The 21,194-nt window shown below is 40.5% G+C and carries 18 protein-coding genes and 1 tRNA gene; 7 read left to right on the top strand and 12 right to left on the bottom strand.

The features are described from left to right. Positions 1-152: 152 nt before the first annotated feature. The 3 genes from Q8O20_RS04650 to Q8O20_RS04640 are packed head-to-tail and all read right to left on the bottom strand — an operon-like array spanning position 153 to position 3,968. A complete protein-coding gene (locus Q8O20_RS04650) occupies positions 153-1,697 on the bottom strand; it encodes an HD domain-containing phosphohydrolase (RefSeq protein ID WP_305530197.1) in 1,545 nt (514 codons plus the stop codon). Next, a complete protein-coding gene (locus Q8O20_RS04645; RefSeq protein WP_305530196.1) occupies positions 1,694-2,461 on the bottom strand; it encodes an MBL fold metallo-hydrolase in 768 nt (255 codons plus the stop codon). The genes Q8O20_RS04650 and Q8O20_RS04645 overlap by 4 nt, the downstream gene beginning before the upstream one ends. Further along, positions 2,451-3,968, bottom strand: coding sequence for a response regulator (locus Q8O20_RS04640; protein ID WP_305530195.1), 1,518 nt, complete (start codon positions 3,966-3,968; stop codon positions 2,451-2,453). Before Q8O20_RS04640 ends, Q8O20_RS04645 begins: the two co-directional genes overlap by 11 nt. Before the next feature lie 171 nt (positions 3,969-4,139). Here Q8O20_RS04640 and Q8O20_RS04635 point away from each other — a divergent pair, with 171 nt between their 5' ends. Next, the gene (locus Q8O20_RS04635) at positions 4,140-4,490 is read left to right on the top strand and encodes a hypothetical protein (RefSeq protein WP_305530194.1); all 351 of its coding nucleotides are present in this window, start codon (positions 4,140-4,142) and stop codon (positions 4,488-4,490) included. Positions 4,491-4,497: 7 nt separating this feature from the next. Here the strand turns inward: Q8O20_RS04635 and Q8O20_RS04630 are convergent, their stop codons facing one another. From Q8O20_RS04630 to Q8O20_RS04620, 3 genes are read right to left on the bottom strand one after another with little or no spacing between them, the layout of a single operon-like run. Continuing rightward, positions 4,498-5,784, bottom strand: a complete 1,287-nt coding sequence (locus Q8O20_RS04630) for a diguanylate cyclase (RefSeq protein WP_305530193.1) — start codon at positions 5,782-5,784, stop codon at positions 4,498-4,500. Next, a complete protein-coding gene (locus Q8O20_RS04625) occupies positions 5,781-8,714 on the bottom strand; it encodes an ATP-binding protein (protein WP_305530192.1) in 2,934 nt (977 codons plus the stop codon). The genes Q8O20_RS04630 and Q8O20_RS04625 overlap by 4 nt, the downstream gene beginning before the upstream one ends. Before the next feature lie 2 nt (positions 8,715-8,716). Beyond that, positions 8,717-9,487, bottom strand: coding sequence for a phosphate/phosphite/phosphonate ABC transporter substrate-binding protein (locus Q8O20_RS04620; RefSeq protein ID WP_305530191.1), 771 nt, complete (start codon positions 9,485-9,487; stop codon positions 8,717-8,719). 141 nt (positions 9,488-9,628) lie between these two features. Between Q8O20_RS04620 and Q8O20_RS04615 the strand changes: the two genes are divergently transcribed. Together Q8O20_RS04615 and Q8O20_RS04610 are read left to right on the top strand one after the other, a co-directional pair. Further along, positions 9,629-11,095, top strand: a complete 1,467-nt coding sequence (locus Q8O20_RS04615; protein WP_305530190.1) for a flagellar hook-length control protein FliK — start codon at positions 9,629-9,631, stop codon at positions 11,093-11,095. Then, a complete protein-coding gene (locus tag Q8O20_RS04610; protein WP_305530189.1) occupies positions 11,092-11,343 on the top strand; it encodes an EscU/YscU/HrcU family type III secretion system export apparatus switch protein in 252 nt (83 codons plus the stop codon). Before Q8O20_RS04615 ends, Q8O20_RS04610 begins: the two co-directional genes overlap by 4 nt. A 2-nt stretch (positions 11,344-11,345) precedes the next feature. On the opposite strand, the gene Q8O20_RS04605 is transcribed toward Q8O20_RS04610, so the two are convergent. Together Q8O20_RS04605 and Q8O20_RS04600 are read right to left on the bottom strand one after the other, a co-directional pair. Continuing rightward, positions 11,346-12,971 (bottom strand): methyl-accepting chemotaxis protein, encoded by a 1,626-nt coding sequence (locus tag Q8O20_RS04605; RefSeq protein ID WP_305530188.1) that lies wholly within the window; start codon positions 12,969-12,971, stop codon positions 11,346-11,348. Positions 12,972-13,093: 122 nt separating this feature from the next. Next, positions 13,094-13,555 carry a YcgN family cysteine cluster protein gene (locus Q8O20_RS04600; protein WP_305530187.1) on the bottom strand — a complete coding sequence of 154 codons (462 nt, stop codon included), beginning with the start codon at positions 13,553-13,555 and terminating at the stop codon, positions 13,094-13,096. Positions 13,556-13,639: 84 nt separating this feature from the next. Here Q8O20_RS04600 and Q8O20_RS04595 point away from each other — a divergent pair, with 84 nt between their 5' ends. Further along, complete coding sequence (locus tag Q8O20_RS04595) at positions 13,640-14,101, top strand: hypothetical protein (RefSeq protein ID WP_305530186.1); 462 nt, start codon at positions 13,640-13,642, stop codon at positions 14,099-14,101. 265 nt (positions 14,102-14,366) lie between these two features. Here Q8O20_RS04595 and Q8O20_RS04590 read toward each other — a convergent pair whose 3' ends face one another. The 4 genes from Q8O20_RS04590 to Q8O20_RS04575 form a co-directional block, all read right to left on the bottom strand. Continuing rightward, on the bottom strand, positions 14,367-17,507 hold the full coding sequence (locus Q8O20_RS04590; RefSeq protein ID WP_305530185.1) for an RNA-directed DNA polymerase: 3,141 nt from the start codon (positions 17,505-17,507) through the stop codon (positions 14,367-14,369). Between the two features lie 164 nt (positions 17,508-17,671). Next, positions 17,672-17,748 (bottom strand) — tRNA-Gly (locus tag Q8O20_RS04585). 37 nt (positions 17,749-17,785) lie between these two features. Continuing rightward, entirely contained in the window at positions 17,786-18,499 is a 714-nt protein-coding gene (locus tag Q8O20_RS04580; protein WP_305530184.1) for a DUF3108 domain-containing protein, read from the bottom strand. A 7-nt stretch (positions 18,500-18,506) separates the two neighbouring features. After that, the gene (locus Q8O20_RS04575; RefSeq protein WP_305530183.1) at positions 18,507-19,319 is read right to left on the bottom strand and encodes an aldo/keto reductase; all 813 of its coding nucleotides are present in this window, start codon (positions 19,317-19,319) and stop codon (positions 18,507-18,509) included. 108 nt (positions 19,320-19,427) lie between these two features. Here Q8O20_RS04575 and Q8O20_RS04570 point away from each other — a divergent pair, with 108 nt between their 5' ends. From Q8O20_RS04570 to Q8O20_RS04560, 3 genes are read left to right on the top strand one after another with little or no spacing between them, the layout of a single operon-like run. Further along, positions 19,428-20,186, top strand: coding sequence for a TerB family tellurite resistance protein (locus Q8O20_RS04570; protein WP_305530182.1), 759 nt, complete (start codon positions 19,428-19,430; stop codon positions 20,184-20,186). A 9-nt stretch (positions 20,187-20,195) separates the two neighbouring features. Continuing rightward, entirely contained in the window at positions 20,196-20,606 is a 411-nt protein-coding gene (locus Q8O20_RS04565) for a rhodanese-like domain-containing protein (protein WP_305530181.1), read from the top strand. A gap of 15 nt (positions 20,607-20,621) precedes the next feature. After that, complete coding sequence (locus Q8O20_RS04560; RefSeq protein WP_305530180.1) at positions 20,622-21,194, top strand: NUDIX domain-containing protein; 573 nt, start codon at positions 20,622-20,624, stop codon at positions 21,192-21,194.

Here is a 21,194-nt window from a genome sequence, read left to right as displayed (position 1 = left end):
GGGAAAAATAGAATATGGAAAGTGCAATTAAGAGCAAGTTCGTAAGCAGTGCCAACCGTAGGCACAAATATTTAACCGTATTTTATCATACCTATACTACATTCCATCTTCAAACAATAAACTTCTTTTAATCACCGACCGTGAGCTCTACGCTATTGATTCCGTCTATGCCGTTCATCCCGCATTCTTTGTTCTAAATCAGAAAGGCTGATCACATTCTCGGTTGTAAGATCAAAATGAAAGTGGGAACATGTCAACCCGTTTTGAGTCAAAAGCTCCGATTGTTCATAAGTACCTTCCGGAAATTCAAAATCTTCTTTTCCCAATATCACAAAATCATTCGCATGCAGCCGAAAAAAAGTAAGCCCCGGAAAACTTTCCCGTATTGCTTCTGCGACATCTGCTAAAAGTTTATTTCCCTTATCCCATCCGTGGGCATCGTTATACTCTCTAAAATGGTGCAAAGAGATGACATTGATACATTGATACAAGTGGCTGTAACTGTTTTTTAACAGTATGAGATCAAGATAGCGCTGGTTGTAAAAACCGGTTACCGGATCTTTATAAAAATAGGCGAACCGTTCCTCTTCTAGCGTGTTGATTGGAAATTGTGTGATGTGTTCCTGCACTTGCAGATTTTGAAACGCTTTCCGTGCATAGGGGACGATCTCGGGATCAAACTGACTGCCGCTGAGTGATTCGATCTCTGCTAACGCTTCTTCAACATTTTTTCGACCTTTATAAATACGACTGGTTGTCATCGCATCAAAAGCATCGGCAACAATCATAATTTTTCCCAATTCATGAATCTCCGAGCCTCGGAGTTTTTGGGGATACCCCTCCCCGTCATACCGTTCATGATGACTTTTGATGATCGGTACGATTGTATCAAACATCGGGATTTCACTCAACATGTCAACTCCGACATTGACATGTTCTTTAATCAATTCCCTCTCAAGAGAATCTAGATGGCTTGGTTTGAGCAAAATACTGTCCGGAGTGGCTATTTTTCCGATATCGTGAAGCAATCCGGCACGATAGATTAAATCACATTGTTCGGCAGAATATTTCATTTCAACGGCAATTAATTTCGAATACTCGGCAACCCGTTGAGAGTGTCCCGCCGTGTAACTGTCACGGCTCTCGACCATCTTGATAAGACCTAGAAGCGTTTTTTCGTAGTAGGCAATTTTTTCCTCTTCCAAAAGCGTGCATGCTTTGACTTTCATATCGACCAATAGTTCAAGATTCTGGCGATACTCTTCATTTTCTCGCGCCTGCATAATTTTAGAAACTGTTTTGTACAACACTTCAATAATTTGAGCATGTTGAATCGGCTTAAGAATATACGCATCAATCCCCAGCTTAATCGCCTCCAGCAAGTATTCGCTCTCCGTATACGCGGAGGTGATCATCATCTCTTGGAGCGGATTGATATTTTTGATCTCGCCAAGCATCTCGATTCCGGTCATTTTCGGCATCATAATATCGGTTATGACAATATCATAGTTACCGTTTTTATAGGCCTCTAGCCCCTCCAAACCATCGGAGCACACCACCAAATGGGGAAAAATTTTTCCAAGATACTGCTTCATTTCCTCACGCAGTTTGAGATCATCTTCGACATATAAAACCGTGATATCTAATCCCATTTCACGGAGTAATTTAAGCTGATCAGAGGTATTCAGAGAACTCATTTTTTCAATCCATAAAGTTCATGGCAACGCTCTTCGCCCCCTTGAACCGCTTCAAACCATTCAAGAAATCGAGTAGCGTTTTCCCCCTGAAAGAGCGATCCATGCTGTGGAGCGATAGTTGAAACGTCATACGCGCGTACACATTCAACCCATGCGCGGCAAAAACGGTTTGACGCCATATAGCGGCTATGAAACCCTTCCAAAAACGGACGATGCTCCTCAAAATCATCAACCCGCTTATTCAGATTTTGAGGGGATGCGATTGCGGCACCGATGTCACCCGAAAAGAGGATTTTTGAACGACTGTCGTAGAGGGAAAAATTTCCCGGTGAATGTAAAAAATGGGCAGGGATAAACTGCAAAAAATCGTTCCCGAATTTTATCCTAGCCCCATGATCTTCCAGCCCTATAATTCTATCCATGTCCATCAAACCGAAATGGCCCATAAATCTCACCCACAGCTGAGATATGACAAGTTTGGCCGAAGTAGCGACACTCCACTGGTTGATCGCACCCGCAACATCGGGATCTTGATGAGAGAAAAAGATATATTTGATTTTTTGCGGATTAATATGAGCCGATACCGCATCATACAGTTCGCTGAATATCCCTTCGCTTCCCGGATCTATCAAAACGGCACTCTCATGCTGAATAATCAAAAATTGATTAACCGACAACGAATAATCTTGATGTTCTTCATCTTCAAGACTGAACATAATACATTTGTGACTGCCATCATCATAAAGGAGTGTTTCATTTTTCATATTGAATCCCCTTAAATTCGCGGATTAAAACCATTTGTCGTTTAGCGATATAATCGATAATATTCTTTTGTCCGTGAGAACTTAAGTTGAAGATAAAAACAACTTCGAAATGGCGATTTCCTTCCGTGATACGAAGCACCTCGGCTTGTGTATTGATAATAGCCGGGCGTGCCCCTATAGTGATAACAATATCCAAAACGACCAGATGTTTTATTGCAAATCCGGCGGGTAAGGAAGGAAAATTTATCCTGATGCCACGCAGTGAAATATCCAATATCTCCAAATCAGCGTCAAATTTACGTCCTTCGTAGAGTACCGTCACCCGTATATTTTCATCAGGGGGAACCCGTATCGTGTCCCGACGGGTAGGAGAGCTTTCAACAAGCTGATAGTGCTCAAATAAAACACTTTGGTCATCAAAATCAATCCGCTTGATCCCATCCGCCATAATCGTCATCGGAAAAAGCTCTGAGGTAAGGTAAAATATATCCTCGTGCTGCATCGCTTTGAGCTGAACATAGGGGGACTTGAGCGTCACACATTTCCCCTCGATATTTATCACCAATCCGTCATTTGAAATACTCAACCCTTTATAAAGATTATGCACTTTGATCTTCGCACCGCTTCGCATTGCCATCTCAAGCAACCCTCGCACCATTTTTTCATCTTTCGCCAACTCTTCGCGTTCTGCGGCATTGGTATCATAGAGTTTTAAAAGACCCAATTCTGTCACATCATTTAAAGAGAGGACGGCATACCCCTCTTTCTCCGGAACGCTCTGAAAATTAAGGATAAAATGGTGTGAAACCTCTTCTAAATCTTTGATCTTAACGTTAAACAATCTCCCCGGATGAGAGGAAATATGTTTAAACCATTCCATCTCGTCGTGGTTGTAAACAAAACTTTTATGCTCTAGCAAAATCTCTCCAAAAGAGGCAAACCGTTTACGAAGTGCCTCAATATTGGAAACACCGAAAAAATCGAGACATGGCTGATTCGCAATCACCACATTACGCTCATGCAAAAGCAACACCAGATTGTTTTGATAATTAAATACGGCATGAAGATTGGTATTAAAAATTTTACGATGCAATGCTTCGGTGAGTATATGAGCACATCGGGTGAATGTTTCCACAAGGTTATCGATTTTAAGAGGTTTGATAAGATAATCGAAAATACCGATTTTTATAGAACGGTGAAGGAACTCAATTTCATCATGTGCCGTCGTGATGATAATAAGGACATCAGTGTCGATTTTATGGATTGCTTCAGCCATACGCAAGCCGTCCATTTTCGGCATATTGATATCGGTGATAACGATTTGGGGGCGATGAAGTTTAAAAAATTCCAATCCCTCTTCCCCATCATGAGCAGATAAGACGGTATCGAAGAATTTTTTAAATAAGGTGGTGGCTTGAGTATTTAATCCTTCATTATCTTCTACATAAAGAAGGGAATACGAGTGCAAACTGGCGCGCACCTGCTTAAGCACATTCGGATCAACCATTATTTTTCCTTCATAATATGACATAGGGTAACAAAAATCGTCTTAAAGGAACACTAAAATAAATATTAATACTCTTCAAAACTGCAACTTCTACATCAATCTATTTTTTTTACGTCATACTTTCTTCAGATTTTTCTAGTAGGAAGTAACGCCCTGTGAAGCGACAGCCGCTTGGCGAATGAAGCACATCTCTTGCGTGAGTACTGTATTGAACCCTCCTCTGCCATGTGTGAAGAGGCGGCAAAAATCGAATTTTCATGGAACCAACCCTCCCAAGAGGTACTGGAAACACAATTACGTCACGGAGGATTTTTTATCACATCCCATCAGCGAAGCCATTCGTTTACATTAGCAAAAAAGGATTGGTACACTATGCTCAGACACCGTTTCATGTCTGATTTAGGTGTCTTCAGTGATCAAGAGATCGAAGAGGGGATAGCCGAAATCGAACAAAAACATCCCGGAGAGACCATCGACATCCTCGATAATCTGATCTTTATCACGGCAACAAAACAGCTCTAGATAGGATTTATAGTGTGTATTCAATCACCTGATTGCGCCCATTATTTTTGGCTGTGTAGAGTGCTTCATCGGCGTGCTTTACAACCTCTTTGTAGGTCTCATCTTTTACATCAAATGCCGATACTCCGAAACTGCAGCACTTGTGCCCGATAACGTCGATCGGATGCGTTTCGATTGAAACTCTCAGTTTTTCAGCCAAAGCATATGCCTCCGAAGTAGACGTATGCGGACAAATAATGAGAAATTCTTCTCCCCCCCAGCGCCCTAAGATATCGGTCTCTCGAATATGTTCCGATAATATTTTTGAAATACCGACTAAAACATTATCTCCCACATCGTGTCCGTAGGTATCATTTACCTCTTTAAAATGGTCGATATCGACCATTATGACGGCAAAAGAGTGATTGTACCGTTTGGCACGTTTAATCTCTTTACTAAAATTATTTTCTAGATACATTCGGTTGTGCAGCTGCGTCAACTGATCGGTTACGGATAGTTCCTCAACCCGCTTTTTATCGGTAATATTCTGACTGATAGCGGTATATCCGCTCTTATTTCCCAAATCATCGACTATCGGATATATCAAGATATCAAGCCAATAAAACGATCCGTTTTTAGTCTTGTTTTTTATCTCTCCATGCCATGTTTCCCCGTTGGTGATCGTTTCCCACAGTTTCACAAACAACGACGAGGGCATATCAGGATGTCGTAGAATTCTATGCATCTTCCCTATCAGCTTCTCTTTTGAGTATCCCGATATTTTGCAAAAAGCATCTGAAACTTCGATGATTTTCCCTTCCAAATCGGTAGAAGAGATAATGATATTTTTATCGATAAGTCTCATTTGACTCTCAATCGTTTTAGCATACTGCTGGCTTTTTTCCAATGCGCGGTTGAGGGCATTTCTCAAATTAAATATCTGCAATGTATTTTTGAGTCGTGCGAGAAGCTCCTCTTTTTGAAACGGCTTGGACACAAAATCAACCGCTCCGAGTTCAAATCCTTTTACGATACTTTCATTGTCATGCTTTGCGGTTAAAAATATAATAGGGATATTGACGGTGTCAGGGTTCTTCTTTAGCACTTTCGCCACTTCAAAACCATTCATTCCCGGCATCATAATATCGAGTAATATCAAATCCGGTTTCGGGTCAGAGGAGACTATTTGTAGCACTTTTTCTCCGTTGGTTGCGACCAAAAGATCATACTCGTCACGCAAAATTTCAGCCACAATAGAAATATTTATAGGTTCATCATCTACGATTAATATTTTTTGTCTGTTAGTGTATTTCATTTCATCGAGCCTACAATTTTTTGGAGTACGGCTAAGGCATTATCGTATTGATACGTATGTATATATTCTATCACTTCTTTACGTAAATCATCATGAGAAACTCCTTGCAACATCTCTTCAAGTAGCCCTATTCGCCCCTGCTCAATCACCGTCGACTGAGCTAGATCCGCAATAATGGCGTTTATAAATTCCCTAACGCTTTCTATACTGTGCGATGCAGTAACCTCATCCTTCTTCTCTTCTTGATAAAAAGAGCGTATTGCCTCGATTACCTCTTTGACCGCGTTAATCAGTTGAGAACTCAACGTTTCGATTTCACTCACGTCATCGGATGCTTCGATCGCACCGGCCAGTGCATACACTTTGGTTATCGAAAGGTTCCCGCCCGTCCCTTTAAGGGTATGGATCAGATGTTTAAAAGAATCGCTTTGTACGTTTGTGAGATCAAGCATAGAATCAATCATCTCAAATTCATCGCAAAAATAGAGTAAATAGCGCTTGATCTTCTCAGAATTGTTTCCGACTAGATCACGTAATGCCTTTAGGTCAATCCCCTCTATCGTCCCAAAGACTTCAGACGGAGCAGCCTCTTTTTTCTCTTCTACCGTAGATTTTGAAACGGTTCTCAAAGGGCGAATCCATCGAACCAATGTATCCGTCAGCGCAGCATAGTCGATAGGTTTGCTAAGATGGGCGTTCATCCCTACCGCAGAAGTGAGCTCTTTGTCTTTTTGCATCACGGCGGCACTCAGAGCGATGATAGGAACCTCTTTATATTCGGGAATCATTCTTATCTCTTTTGTGGCTTCAAATCCGTCCATAACGGGCATTTGTAAATCCATCAAGATCAAGTCATACAGAATCATTCCAGCCAATGCAACCGCCTCTTTTCCGTTGGCTGCGATATCTACGATCATCTCTAACTCTTCGAGCAGTTCCACAACAACAATCTGGTTAATCGTATTATCTTCCGCAAGGAGGATTCGAGCACCTTTGATTGCATCCAAACTCTCTCTAGAGATCACTATTTTTTCTACCGTGGACTGGAGTGCAAACGATTTCATTTTTCCAAAAACCGCCGTGAAGATAAAGGTGCTCCCCATCCCCTCTTCACTCTCTACACGTATATCGCCTCCCATCATCTGCACCAGCTGTTTGGAGATGGCAAGTCCAAGCCCTGTTCCGCCGTATTTACGCGTAATAGAGGTATCCGCCTGTGAAAACTCTTGAAACAGTTTTTTCTGTGCCTTGCTATTCATCCCTATCCCGGTATCTTTGATACTAAATTGTAAGCAAACACTATCGTCATCTTCATTCGTTGAAACGACGTGGACCACAATACTCCCCGAGTCGGTAAATTTGATCGCGTTACCGACTAAATTAGTCAAAATCTGTGTTAGACGGAGAGCATCACCGATCATAACACTCTCATTTAAATGGATATCCAATGTGATTGATACCCCTTTTTGAATTGCCTGAAATTCAAAAAGGCTCATGATATTATTCAGTACACTGTTAAGTTCAAAGGGTTTATTCTCCAAATCAAATTTTCCCGCCTCAATTTTGGAATAATCAAGAATATCATTAATAACATCCAATAAAGCATGGGAAGAGAGATTTGATTTTTCAAGAAAATCGCGCTGTCTTGCGTTCAAATCACTCTTAAGAACCAATTCGGTCAATCCGATAATACCGTTAAGCGGTGTTCGGATTTCATGAGACATATTGGCCAAAAAGTCGGATTTAGCTTTTGCTGCCGTTTCAGCCGCTTCTTTGGCTTTTTCAAGTTCCAATTCACGCTCTTTTTGCTCCGTAATATCAATTCCGATTGTGGTGACATACTGCATTTGCCCTTTCTCATCAAGGACCAAGGCATTAGACCATTCAAATATCCTCTCTTCACCCTCTATCGATATCCAGGCGTTTTGAAAACTTTTGGTGATATTTCCTTCTCTTGCATTTTTTATAATACCGACTACTTTATCTTGCATGTGCGGTTGCAGAAATCTCGCCCAAAAATACGGTTCGGAAGCAATCTCTTTTTGGGTGTATCCCGTAAAACGTTCACCGTAGGGGTTGATATTGATCATAACCCCGTCCTTGTCCATAATTGCGATAATGGCATTCGCACTCTCGACCAATGTTTTATTAATACTTTTTTCAAATATCAATTTACTTTCAAGCTCATTACGCTTGAGGATATCCTCTTTTAATTCCGCCATTGCATTGTTAAGCTTGCCGTTACGTTCTCGGATACGCTCTTGCATCAGTTGTAACGCATCGGAAAGGATAGTGATCTCGTCCCCATTGGCTCCGACTGAGGGGATCTGTGTTTCCTCATCTTCAGCAATACGCTCCGCTGAGAGGGTAAGTCGATTTAAAGCTCTAGTCAGCCTATTTCCTATAATGTACGCGATAAAGGTACTGATCGTGATCTCAATGAGGACCAATAGAAAAGTCAATCTTCGATTGTCCTCGATGATCTCCAAGCTTTCACTGATCTCAAACAAAATCTTCGCATACCCTATAGTCTCATCATCCATTTTGATAGAGGCCTCTATAAGCCTAAAAGTGCGCCCATTCTCCTCTATATCTCCGGATGTCTCCTCAAAACGATCCATTTTGATTTGGGAATCTGCACTCGCGTTACTCAAGAGGCGATGCTCTTTATCAAAGACTTTAACGGCTGCAATATTTTTTAATTTTACAAAACTCTCCGCTTGATTATCCAATGTCCCCAAATCATAAATAATCAGCGGTGTTTTCATCATTTCGGTAAATAATGTAGTTCCTGTTTCGATTTTTTCTTCGATCAGAGAGTGTGAAAGTTTTGAAAGGGACGTAAAGTTAAAAAATACAATCAACGATATGAAAAGTATCTCAATACTCAAAAAAGAGAGGATAAAACGGTAACGGAAAGATAATTTCATACTTAATCTTGCGTTGAGGGAAGTGCTACTGCGATATCCCGAACCGAATCAAATTCTGCATCATTTGTCTCTTGAAGACGCTTCATACTTAAGATTGTGACAAACTGTTCGGGCATTTCAATGATTGCTTTAGCGATTTTTTCTTTTAAACTCTCAGAGATTGATGGATGAAAGGCAAAAGGGTGGCTGGGATAGGCTTTAGTTTTATAGATAATAACCAGAGACTCTTTGGTCTCTTTATCATCCAAATTATTAAACGTCCGCTCAATACCGCCCCCCACATCACCGATATTTCGTGAAATTCCTTTATAGACGGAATCGTGAGAGTTGACATACCGATAGTTTTTTTCTTTGTTGACGTTAATATTGTATTTTTTTAATAACTCATATTTAGTCAGAAGGGTTGCGGCAAATGCATCGGGGGCGGGAAATAGAAACGATTTGCCCCTCAACATAGAAGCATCGGTAAGGGAGCTATCTTTGCGGCTAACTAAAATTCCGACAATATTTTTCATATCACGCACGCCGGCACTATACCCTTGGCGTTTATGTGCCACCACGTAATGATAGGGGTTCATATAAGCGATATCGTATCCGCCGCTGTAGAGCACTTTTTCAAATTCAGGTATTGAACGTTCTACTTTGAGTATTATTTTTTCTCCCGTAGCTTTTTCAAGATAACTGACTATCGGTTGCCAATCTTTAACAAGTTCCATTGGACTTTGCTGAGGAACAACACCAAAAGTTAACGTTTTTGCGAATAAAAGAGTCACAAAAAAAGAGTGTAAAAAAAGAAAAAGAAAATAACGCATCAAAACTGCCTTCCCATCTGTATAGATACCGATTATACCATGACTACGAATCCCTTTGAGAAGAAATCAGTTTTTTTGTCCCACTGTGTTATCATTTTTATTATGATACATTTATCACCCGAAGCACGGCTCAGTATTATCCTCCCCAATACGAACAAAGCCCTCTCCGACGCCGTCAAAAATGCCACCCCTGAACAGCTCGAAACGCTTAAAGAGGGGAAAGATATCAAATCTCTTCTCACCTCCGTTTTTCAGGATAAAACCACCGCTTCCAAATCGGATCACGTCCTTCTCGATCTCCTTAAAAACTCTACGGCATTTAAAACAATGGGAAGTTTCAGTGACGCACTGCAATCACTGGTAAACGACTTAAAAAACTCTTCTGAACTAAATCCGAAAACCGCTGTATTGGAAAAATTTCTTAAAAATGTAACCCTCCTCGATGCTAACAACCTCAAAAGCCAAATCGCTTCCAGCGGTGTATTTATGGAGTCTAAATTTGCTGCCGCTTTACAAAAACTTCCCGATCTAATCCAGAACCTTGAACAGCTCAAAGCGGTTCTCTCTAAAATGCCGCAGAATGAGGCTAAAAGCATCCACGCTCAAATCAGTGCCCTTTTAGATACTCCGAATTTCTCAAAAGCAAGCCTAACTCTTGAGAATGCAACGCAACTTGCCGATGGAGTAAAGAAAATTTCTGAATCACTTCAAAAACTTCTCTCCAAAAGTGACCCCCTCTACGCCGGTGAGGTTGCAGTCCTAGCGCAGAAGCTAGATCAATCAAACGGTATTCAAGAGTTAAAAACGACCCTTTCCCAGCTTTATGGCTCGCTCCTCTCCAGTAACGCCCCTGATACCAACGACCTCCTCGACTCGATCGAAAAACTCCTCAAAAATATCGGTAATTCCCCCTCTGAAGATATCAAAGCATTTAGCCATCAGCTCCAAAGTGCTATAAATGAGGGAGATACCTCCAAAGAGCTCTCCTCTTTGTTGAGTAAGCTGAGTGAATTTATCACCCCCAAAGAGCTCGTCACCGAAACATTTCTGCAAGAGTCGATGGCAAATGATTTGAAATCTAATCTCCTCTTGTTACACGAAGAGCTTATATCCTCCAACGACCCGTCATCTCAAAAAATACTTGAACAGACCGAGAAGCTCCTAACCCAAATCGACTACCATCAGCTCCTCTCCCATCTCAGTTCGTCCAACTCCATCTATTTCCCTTTTGTATGGGATCAGCTCCAAGAAGGATCACTGACGTTTAAAAAAACGACCGATAAAAAATTTTACTGTGAAATCAATCTGAAACTCAAAGAGTACGGAGAACTGAATCTTATGATGGGACTTTATGATGAGAATCAGCTCGAAATCCAAGCCCACACCGAAAAACCTGAGCTCAAAGCGCTGATCCACGAGCATATTGCTGATCTGCGCTCACTGCTTATTAAATCAGGTCTTACTCCAAGATCGATTCGGGTTTTCGAGATGAACGAAACCAAAACTCCCCTCAACGAAAGTTACACCTCCGCAGAAGGATCAGATCTCGGATTTGAGGTAAAAGTATGAAAAAAGCGGTGGCAATGCGTTATGACAGAGAGAAAGAAAATGCCCCCCGTGTCATCGCTAAAGGAAAAGGTGAAAGTGCGGAGAATATCATTAAAATTGCGCAGCTCCATAACCTTCCCATCCATAAAGACGAAGATTTGGTAGAGTTGCTCAGCAAAGTGGAACTAGACCGAGAGGTCCCGGAAAAGCTCTATCTCGCAGTTGCTGAAGTATTTAGTTTTATTTATAAGATCACAACCCGTCACTAGAATTACGCGTGAAACCGTCCAAGATTCTGATTCAGCCCGTCCGCTACTTTAAAGAGGTGTTCCGCCGTCGTTGCAATCTCTTCCACACTTCGTGCATTCGCACGGGAGAGATCGTTCATCGCCGCGAGTCTTTGTGAAATTCCTTCAACCTCTTTTGTGCTGGTATCGGCATCCACAACCAATTTTTTAATCGCTTCGCTCGTTTGATTCACAACGCCGGAGGTCTGCTCAATTCTCTCACCGACCAACTGTGATTTTTCTCCTAGTTTTTCAATGCTTTTGGCATTTTGTTCCATTTGTACCGATGCCTCTTCGATAGCGGAGACGATGAGGGAGATCGTGACGTCGGTTTGGGTGAGACTCCCCTGTGTCCGCTCGGCGAGCTTTCGTACCTCATCGGCAACAACGGCAAAACCTCGTCCATGTTCCCCTGCCCGTGCCGCTTCGATAGCCGCATTGAGTGCCAACAAATTGGTTTGATCGGCGATATCACCGATAACGGAGAGAACCTCTCGAATTTGGCGTGCATTGTTCGTCAGCTCACGGATTTTGATCGCGAAATCGGCTTCCACTTCCACGCTGTGATGAATCATCTTAATCATCGCCATTAACTCATCACGCGATATTCGAAGCATTTCACTGGCTTCTACCACCTCTTTACACGTTGTTTCATTATCACGTTTAGAGAGGGCTAGGTGGGCAATAATCTGTTCCGTACTGCGGTAAATCGCATCCATTTGATTCGATTCATCTTCCATGCGGCGTCCGATTGCTATAGAAGTTTGGGAGAGTTCCGTCGCCACTGAGGCATTCTCATCCGATGCACGTTTAGCATTTTGAACCATAGTCTGGATTACGGCGATAAAGGAGTTGATCGATCCGGCAGCACGTGCCGGTTCATCCGCTCCGGTAATCCCCAGACGCTTCGTCAAATCCCCGTTACCGCTGGCCAGTTCTTCCGCCATTAACTGCATGGTAGAGAGCTTATGCCCGATCGAACGCTGTATCGCAATCAGCAGCATCAACAATAATGTAACTAAAACGGTAATTATGATCCCTTTTTGAATAACTAAATCCAAAAATTCATTATCAACGTCATCGACATAGACTCCGCTTCCGACAATCCATCCCCATGCAGGAAAAGCACGAACAAATGTCAACTTCGGTAACGGTGTCTCTGTATCAGGCTTCGGCCACATATAAGTGACGTACCCCTCTTTTTCCTCTTTGGCTACTTTTGCAAATTCGACAAAAAGGTGTTTTCCTTCCGGATCTTTAATGTCGGAGAGGTCGGTATTATCCAATGCAGGTTTGATCGGATGCATAACACCCTGAACTTTATCGTTTAGAATAAAAAAATACTCTTTCTCGTTATAGCGAAGTGTTTTGATATGTTCCTTTGCCGCATCCTGAGCTTTTTCTAAACTCATGCGCCCTTCACTCACTTCATTCTGATAATACGCAAGTAGAGAGGTTACCGTGTCTATTTGAGTGGTAAGCATCGTCTTTTTGGCATCCATCAGCCCTTTTTTCGTTGAAAGCAACGAATCAACCGCCGCCACCATTAACGCCAAAGAGACCAACAGCGAAACCAACATCAATTTAGTTTTTATCGTTATATTATCCATCACTACTCCCTTTTTCTACAAAGATTGCACTATATTACGCGAATTATAAGACTTAAGTATAGCACGAGAATAGCGAGATCGATAAAAATGCATATTTCATCATCAATCAATAAAATTTATTTTTAAAATGACTTAAAAACAGACTCTTCGACAATATAATCTTCCAAATCAATCGTCTCAGTTTCCAGCACAGGATCGAGTGCATGCATCCCATACGGACGTACTGAATGGCGATCTTTGGTAATCAGCGGATGCCAAGAGGGGAGAGGTTTTCCGTGGTGGCGCAGACGATACGCGCATGTCTCAGGGAGCCAGTCGTACTCAGCTACCCGATCAATGCTTAGCCCCATACATCCGTCTACTCTCTCAAAGCGGTTGTGATAATCACTGCATTGTGCCGCATTGATATCATAACAATGGCATGCGACACGAGTCAGATAGATAGGGGCATTATCATCTTCCTCATCCTGCAAACGGTTCAGACAGCACAGACCGCATCCGTCACATAAAGCTTCCCACTCCTGCGGATTTAATTCTTCGAGCGTTTTCGTTTCCCAAAAAGGGATAGTTTCTTGTTGTTTCATAGTAGAAAAATAGCATATTTGGGATTAAAATCGCCCATTCGGAGCGTTATTTGGATATGATGAGCAAAAGATAAAGGATAATTTATGGATAGCACAGAACAAACATTAGCAGAACAGTTACGAGATTGCGCAGAGGCCATCGGAGGAAAAAACTTTTTTCTCACCCTCGCCGAAACCATACGCACCACCCGAGAAGGGATCATCGTAGGTGAAAAAAAACAAATCAACTACTCCAGCGGGACGATGACATGGAATAAAACCCTCCATGCCGATAACTGGAGACTCTTGGTCGAATCGGCAAAAGTACGGACGAAAGACGGCAATATTCTCCTCTCCTCCGAAGACAAACGACACAAAAATATCCTCAACATGATCCGCACCCTCAAACCGCTCACCTTTACGGTCACACCGACGAACAGTGCAGACGGAGAGGGATTTAGTTTCAGCGCACTCGAAGTGATCGATGATAAAACAACACGTATATCGCCGCTCTTTAAAGCGATGTTTGTCACGCCGATGGATGTATTGAAAAAGAATATGGGGTAACACTAATTATTTGCTATTTATGCTATAATTTTTTTACAAATTTCCTTCGGGACTACTCTTGGGGCAACCCAAGGGGAACAATTCACAACTTCATCAATTCTTTCAGTCTCATTTTTAACTCGTTAAAATCATCTTCATGGATCATTCCCATTTTACGTTCAAGTCGTTTTGTCATGCTGAACTCGATTCAGCATCTTAGATTCCGTATCTACCCAAGAAGTATGGAATGACGTGAGACATTTAGCCTGTCTACGTTTTAGCTATTTTAATTTTCTTCTTCATCTTCCTCTCTACATTCAAAGCTTCCGGTTCCCCATTTTTCTCTACTTGAGTGTAAAATAAATCCTGCGGGAACAGGTTTAAATGGTGATGTAGGAGATATTTTATATGATTGAAACTCACGTAATTTTTTTATGTCAATTTCACCAACAACCAAGTAATCATGATTCCCACCGAATATTCTCACTACATCTTTTTCATAATCTTCTTTATACGGTGCACGAATTCGGCTATCACCATATTTTCTATTGTTTACCTGAGAAATATAACAATGAATATCTAAAGCAGAGGCTTCTACGAGAGAATTAAAAGATTTTATATCTTGATTCCATTCAACAATAAATAAATTATCAATTTTACCTTTGAAAAATTGACGATGTGAAACATCGGTTAGTTCATTACATATCAAACCAGCAAAGTGAAAATCTCCATGATTGTAAATGTATTTTTTTTCAAATTTTCGGTCTGCTTTTAATGAAGCACCTACAATATTTCTGATCTCAATAGACTCACGATGAGCACCTTCAACTTTATCTTGTCTAAACATACGTGCACTTTTATATCCATATTCATCAGTTGTCAAAAACATCATCAATGAATTACGAACAAATTTATTACCCTTAATTGTGTTATGCAAATACTCAACGCCAGTTATTAAGGATATTCCATTCACTATAAGTTTTCTTGAGATTAGCCATGCCCAATCTCTTGGTATAGAAAGTTCTGGTAAAACCAAATAATGTGGTTTTTTCTTAACGGCTTCATTCACTATCTGTTCCAATTTACAGTAACGACTTAAGCTTTTATCGTGTTTGTTTTTTACAGCGTCATACCATTCATTGTCATCAACTTGGTAGTTTGTGATTCCTATTTTTTTTAAAGCAGTTTGCTTCAAGAGACTATATGGCACATCTATGATTTCTTTATCAAAGTTTTCTTTTTTTTGATCATCTTTTGAATGTGTACCTCTCAAAGCATCAATAAAGTCATAAAAATTCTCCAAATATTCCTTTGTATTTTCAAATGGATAAACAATCGAAACATCTAGAGGAGAAAACATTCTTGTCGGAAATACAAGAGGAAATAAATCTAGTTTTAAAATAGATTTGGATTCTGCAACCTTTTCTATAAAATTATCTAATACTGGGTTAGATGAAGATAATTCTTGTATGAATAACTTTCTATTCTTTGATAATTTTTCAAACAATGACTTCTTATTACCAATTAACATTGCCCTAGTTGATATAGATGCATATCCATCAAAGGAAAGATCATGAAAAAACAAATCTTGATTGAATTCTTCCATAATTTCTATGGGAGATTTCTTTTTTTCTATATCAATATCATCAGCAATAATAAAATCACTTTCTTCATCTTCATTTTCACTATCAATTTTTATTTTTTTTACTTCGAGATAATCCATTATTAGATCATTTAAAAAAGTACCATCAAGAAATAATTCATCAATAATTTTTTGTGCATATTTTTTTGACATTTTATTGTCAACAGAAAATGACTCAATAAAAATTTCTTGGAACATTGTTTGATGAAAAGCTCCAAACTTTTCCCAATTCATTTCAGATTCCAATGAAGATTCACGTTCACTATCACTTTCACTATTATTTTTAAGTTGGTCAAACGTATTTTGTACCTCTTTTAAAAAGCAAAGTGCTTCTTCACCATCACCACTGTGAATCATAAGTCTAAAAATGCGATGCACAAATAAATAATTATCAAAGAAATTTTTTGGAACAAAAATATGATTATTCAGTAGCTTATAAATCTCTATACGTTTATTTTTCCATTCTGATGGAGATATATATTCATTAAGAGCATGTGCATGACTTAATAAAAGAGACAATCCTAAGCGCTTCATAGTAATTGCATCAATTTTTCTCAAAGCGTCATTGAATTCTTTGCCATCAGAATAAAATCCAATAACTTTTCGTAGTAACGTAGAATTATCACAAGCTATGTCGGGCAGAAATCTCCATTCACTAGAAACTGCATGAATTTCTGCTTCCATTGCTTCCAATAGACTTAAATCAGCTTTTTTATCTAGAAAAAATATTTTTTGCTTACTTTTTTTAAATCTCAATTCTTGTGATCGATTCCTAAACAATAGTCCATCACCATCATCAACCAGCGATGGTATTTTTTTACTTACTAGCCAATCTATAACATCATTGCCACATGCAACATTTCCAGGGTCTGATAATACAAGTAAAATATCATCAACATATCGACCATAATAAGCTGGAGAAAGGTAATGTTCAACTTCTTCATCAAAGTTTTTCATAACTGCATTTGCCAAAATTGGTGATGCTGACAACCCAACAGGTACACCAGTATCCATATTCACATTTTCATTCCATTTAGCCAGCAATGCAACAAAATCTTCATGAAATATCTTTAGTGTTTCATCTTCTGAAAAAATGCTATCAAGATTAAATTCTTTATAAAATTCAGGAGTCGTAAAATCATTAAGCTTGATGCTATGAAAAAAGCTTGATATATCCATAGTTATAGTAATGACTGAGGTCGTCTTATGCAATTCTTTTATTGTATCAAAGCTTTTATTACGCCAGTTTTGATAGAGATATTGATATGGCTGAAAAATTCTTGGTGATTCAATATTATATGCTTTAATCTCTCCATCAAACTCGCATGATGATGGATTTATTGGTTGAATTCTTGTCAATCTAGAACCATAAATATTTTTACCAAATGCTGCATCTATATAGTGACCGATTTTATTGACCCATAATGCCGAAATAATATGTAAATCAATTCCACAATTAATTACTTTTCTAAATTGTAGTTTTTCAATTTTTGTAGCTTTTTTATTATGTTCAAGAGAAGTGGAAAAAAAATGTATATCTAAATTTTCTTCTTCGGATAATTTTAAAGATTTAGGTACTTCCCAATAATCACTACATTGGATCTTTTTGAGTCCATATTTTTGAAGCTTTTTGAAAAGTTTTTTGATCTCTTGATCTAAGTCGCTTTCAAATACCAACATATTGACTGATGCAATACTCGCTTTATCATTAAAGAGTTCACACTTGGTTTTTTTGTATGCAGTAAATAAATCATTTTCTTGTAAAAATTCATATTTGTTCATCATATTCTCTTCATATTATCAATACCATACTGTTCCATCATAAAAACCTATACATTGATTTTTTGTTTTTTTAGATTATAGCGGAAAAGATAGCAATGGAAAAAAATTATTGCATTTGAACAATGTGCGGTATGAAAGTAAAAAAGGATTGTTTAAAAAGAGAGAAGTGGAGCGGGAAACGAGACTCGAACTCGCGACATTCAGCTTGGAAGGCTGACGCTCTAGCCAACTGAGCTATTCCCGCATCACTGAGGGAATGATAACACCTCTTGGCTTAAAACTTATTTTATCCGCTTGCCGACAATATCCCCAAACAGCAGTACATCCTCCAAAATCGCTTTTTCGCACAATCCCTGTTCATCGAGATTAATTAGCAATTCCCCCTGCGCACTGCTGAAAATACGGTCATTCAATACCACTTTTACAAAATCACCCTGCTTGATGTCGAGTTTCTCTTGCATCTGTGTCAGGGCTTCATCGCGGGGAAAATTGATATCGATCCGACCGTCTTTTTTATTGCCTCCGATAACATAAAAAGGGCGATCTTTCCGTACTTTCATATAATTTTTGAAATTAAAAAAGAGGCTGAGGACATCTTCGCTCGCATAAAATTCATTTTTGACCTTATCCCATTCATCGCTTTGGATATTCTCTCTCCAGACGATTTTATTCACGTGGTCAAACGTATAAATTTTGGTCGTCTTTTTCGAATCGGTTCGTCTGATTTTGATGTATTTTTGAGGAATCAACACTCCATCGACGAGTGATCCGTGACTTTCGTAGGTTTCGATCCGATTGTTAGTAAGGAGTTTGGCTATTCCGGTAGTGCGGGCTTCAATACGGATAGCGTAGGTTTGATCCTCTTTGATCTCGAAACGTGCATCGGCAATCCCCATCGCCTGAAATATCCCATAGGAGACCTCATAGGTTGCACTAATGACTTTAGCACTCGCTATCTGTGATACGATTGCGAGGATTAAAAAAATATGTTTCATTGTGTGATTATAACAAAAGGGCACTGATACTCGCGATCTCATCAAAGCGCAGTTCGAAACTGAAAATATCCAAATCTTCCGCAATATGCACTTTTGACGTCGATCCGATCAACGGAACGATCCCCATCTGATTAAGGTAGCGATAGAGTATCTGTGCTTCGGTTTTGTTGTACTCTTGGGTCAATGCGAAAAACTCTCGGCTTCCCAGAATATGGGGGTTGGCGGTCAAAGACCAAAAGCTCTGATAGATAATCCCCATCTCATCACACCAGTGTCGCAATCCGATATCGTATCCGCTATCAGCGTAAAAACGATTTTGCACCACAGAGGGTTTTACCTCCGCATCGCTATAGAGCCGTTTGAGTAATTCCAGATCATAACAGTTGCTGATGCCGATCTGACCTGCTGTACCGCTATGAGCGATCTTCTCCATCGCACCCCATACTTTGAGGAGATTGGCATACGGAAACAGCGGTGAGTGGAGCACCAGAGAATCGACGTATTCACTCTGAAGATTACGCCGTGAGGCGGAAAACGATTGCTCTACCTGCAGTTCCAAAGGGGCTTTTGGATCATAGGGAATACGCGCGGGATCTTGCCCTGAGAGAGGGGTAAATTTCGTCTGTACAAACAGCTCTTCACGCTCTATCCCTAGAGATTTCAATCGCATCAAGGCTTCCCCTACCCCCGCTTCATGGTAGTGTTTGGGCTGGCACGCCGTATCGATCCCTCTAAATCCGCTCCTAATCGCCGTCTCTACCAAATCTGCCGTCTGCTCTTTTTTCCATGCCGTGCCGTAGATGAGGGGAGGTATCTTCATATCGTGCCTTCTTTAACTCATATTTTCACCATTATAACTTACCTAAAAACTTCTCACAGTTACTTTTTACGGGTACACTGTCGCTTACTTTTTATGTCAGGATACTCTGTGACTCAAATTATCATCTTAGTAGTCGTTATCGCCCTTTTTTATTGGCTTTCGCGAAGCTTTTCCCAAAACCAGCATACCTACTCCAAAAGCCAGTTTTCGGGGTTTAAACTCACTAAAGAGAACCTTGCCTACAGCGAACTGGGTCTTTTTGTCGCCCTCAGTGCCAAAGTGGCCAAAGCAGACGGTCGGGTCGATGAACTCGAAGCGGAACTCGTCAGCAATATGTTCAGTGACATCAGCGCCCTTTTCCCTAATCCCGAAGCAACCAAAAAAATGCTCAAAGATATTTTCGATGAAGAGAAAAATGCTCCGCACAATATCGATCCGGTAGCACAAGCGCTCTATAAAGCGTTAGAAAACGATCTTCATAAACGTCAAAAGATGATGGAGTTTTTGGTTCATCTCAGCTATATCGACGGAACCCTCAGCCATGCGGAAGAGGAGATGCTTCGAGCGATTGCCAAGCATTTGCACTTTAGCGAAGCAGATTTTGCCTCTATGCTGGAGCGTTTCGGCTCACATCACCGCCACAGTGTCAAAGAGAGTTCAATCGATCAAGCGTATATCCTCTTGGGACTCACGGCACAAGCTACAAACGATGAAGTCAAAAAAGCGTACCGAGCCCTCGTTCGCGAATATCACCCCGATATTATCAAATCGCAAGGGGCTTCGGATGAGTATCTCAAAGAGGCGACGGAAAAGGTACAAGATATCAATGCCGCCTATGAGATGATCAAAAAATCGCGCGGAATGTAAAGGAATTATATGGACAAAAAACGACTGCTTAATCTCGGGTATTGGATACTCTTTATCGGAATTCTCGGCTACGCCGCCTACACAAAAGGGTGGATTCTCACCAACTTTGAATCGATCTCCCCTGCGCAAGCACAAGAGATGATCCAAAAAGGGGAAAAAGTAACCCTGCTCGATGTACGGACACCCGATGAATTTACGAAAGAACATATTGACGGCTCAATTCTTATTCCGTTACAGACCCTTAGTAATAATCTCGCCCTAATCGCCAATGTTAAAAATCAAAAGATTCTTGTCTATTGTCACAGCGGAAACCGAAGTATTGCCGCTTCACGACTCCTCGTTGAAAACGGCTTTACACCCCTCAACATCAAAGGGGGAATTACCGAATGGAAAGCCCAAGGGCTACCCGTCACCCAGTAAAAAAAGAGTATCCTTATGCATACACGAAGAGTACCCTTTGGCTTCATCGACCATGATAAAAAAAATGCCGTCTTTTTAGCTATCTATGTCGAATCAATTTCGCCGTGGAAATACTTTAAAGACGATATGCAGCATCTCAAATGCCCCGCTCTCATTATGATCGATCGGTGGGACGGACGGATGGGGTTTCCCGGTGGAACGGTAGATAAGAATGAAACCCTCATGGATGCTCTGGTCAGAGAGATCAAAGAGGAGGTAGGTATCACGATCAAACCCTCACAGATTGACCCGATCGCTTCGCATGAGAGTCGCATCGTTACCCATTTGTATGGGCTAAAAGTACTGGAAGCAGAGTTTTTGCATATTTACTACCATATTCTCAACAACTTTGCCCGCTCCATTTTATTGCATGCCTATGAAGAAGGGGATGAGTCCCATTTTATGTCTGAAATAACAGGGATCAAAATTGTCCCTCTGGTTCAACATGAGAATAAAGGGATCAACCGATTTTTAGAAAACGCTTTCGCAGGAGCTACCCGAGAAGATCTTGATGTTCTCCTGCACGACGTATTACATCTTAGTATTTAA

This window comes from Sulfuricurvum sp. (genome assembly GCF_030691015.1).
In the GTDB taxonomy this organism is placed as follows: Bacteria; Campylobacterota; Campylobacteria; order Campylobacterales; family Sulfurimonadaceae; genus Sulfuricurvum.
This window is presented reverse-complemented; position numbering and strand designations above follow the sequence as displayed.

Excerpts from the sequence above, each read along its gene's own strand:
- Q8O20_RS04650 (WP_305530197.1), bottom strand. The coding sequence starts at position 1,697 with ATGAGTTCTCTGAATACCTCTGATCAGCTTAAATTACTCCGTGAAATG.
- Q8O20_RS04645 (WP_305530196.1), bottom strand. The coding sequence starts at position 2,461 with ATGAAAAATGAAACACTCCTTTATGATGATGGCAGTCACAAATGTATT.
- Q8O20_RS04640 (WP_305530195.1), bottom strand. The coding sequence starts at position 3,968 with ATGGTTGATCCGAATGTGCTTAAGCAGGTGCGCGCCAGTTTGCACTCG.
- Q8O20_RS04630 (WP_305530193.1), bottom strand. The coding sequence starts at position 5,784 with ATGAAATACACTAACAGACAAAAAATATTAATCGTAGATGATGAACCT.
- Q8O20_RS04625 (WP_305530192.1), bottom strand. The coding sequence starts at position 8,714 with ATGAAATTATCTTTCCGTTACCGTTTTATCCTCTCTTTTTTGAGTATT.
- Q8O20_RS04615 (WP_305530190.1), top strand. The coding sequence starts at position 9,629 with ATGATACATTTATCACCCGAAGCACGGCTCAGTATTATCCTCCCCAAT.
- Q8O20_RS04610 (WP_305530189.1), top strand. The coding sequence starts at position 11,092 with ATGAAAAAAGCGGTGGCAATGCGTTATGACAGAGAGAAAGAAAATGCC.
- Q8O20_RS04605 (WP_305530188.1), bottom strand. The coding sequence starts at position 12,971 with ATGGATAATATAACGATAAAAACTAAATTGATGTTGGTTTCGCTGTTG.
- Q8O20_RS04600 (WP_305530187.1), bottom strand. The coding sequence starts at position 13,555 with ATGAAACAACAAGAAACTATCCCTTTTTGGGAAACGAAAACGCTCGAA.
- Q8O20_RS04595 (WP_305530186.1), top strand. The coding sequence starts at position 13,640 with ATGGATAGCACAGAACAAACATTAGCAGAACAGTTACGAGATTGCGCA.
- Q8O20_RS04590 (WP_305530185.1), bottom strand. The coding sequence starts at position 17,507 with ATGATGAACAAATATGAATTTTTACAAGAAAATGATTTATTTACTGCA.
- Q8O20_RS04580 (WP_305530184.1), bottom strand. The coding sequence starts at position 18,499 with ATGAAACATATTTTTTTAATCCTCGCAATCGTATCACAGATAGCGAGT.
- Q8O20_RS04575 (WP_305530183.1), bottom strand. The coding sequence starts at position 19,319 with ATGAAGATACCTCCCCTCATCTACGGCACGGCATGGAAAAAAGAGCAG.
- Q8O20_RS04565 (WP_305530181.1), top strand. The coding sequence starts at position 20,196 with ATGGACAAAAAACGACTGCTTAATCTCGGGTATTGGATACTCTTTATC.
- Q8O20_RS04560 (WP_305530180.1), top strand. The coding sequence starts at position 20,622 with ATGCATACACGAAGAGTACCCTTTGGCTTCATCGACCATGATAAAAAA.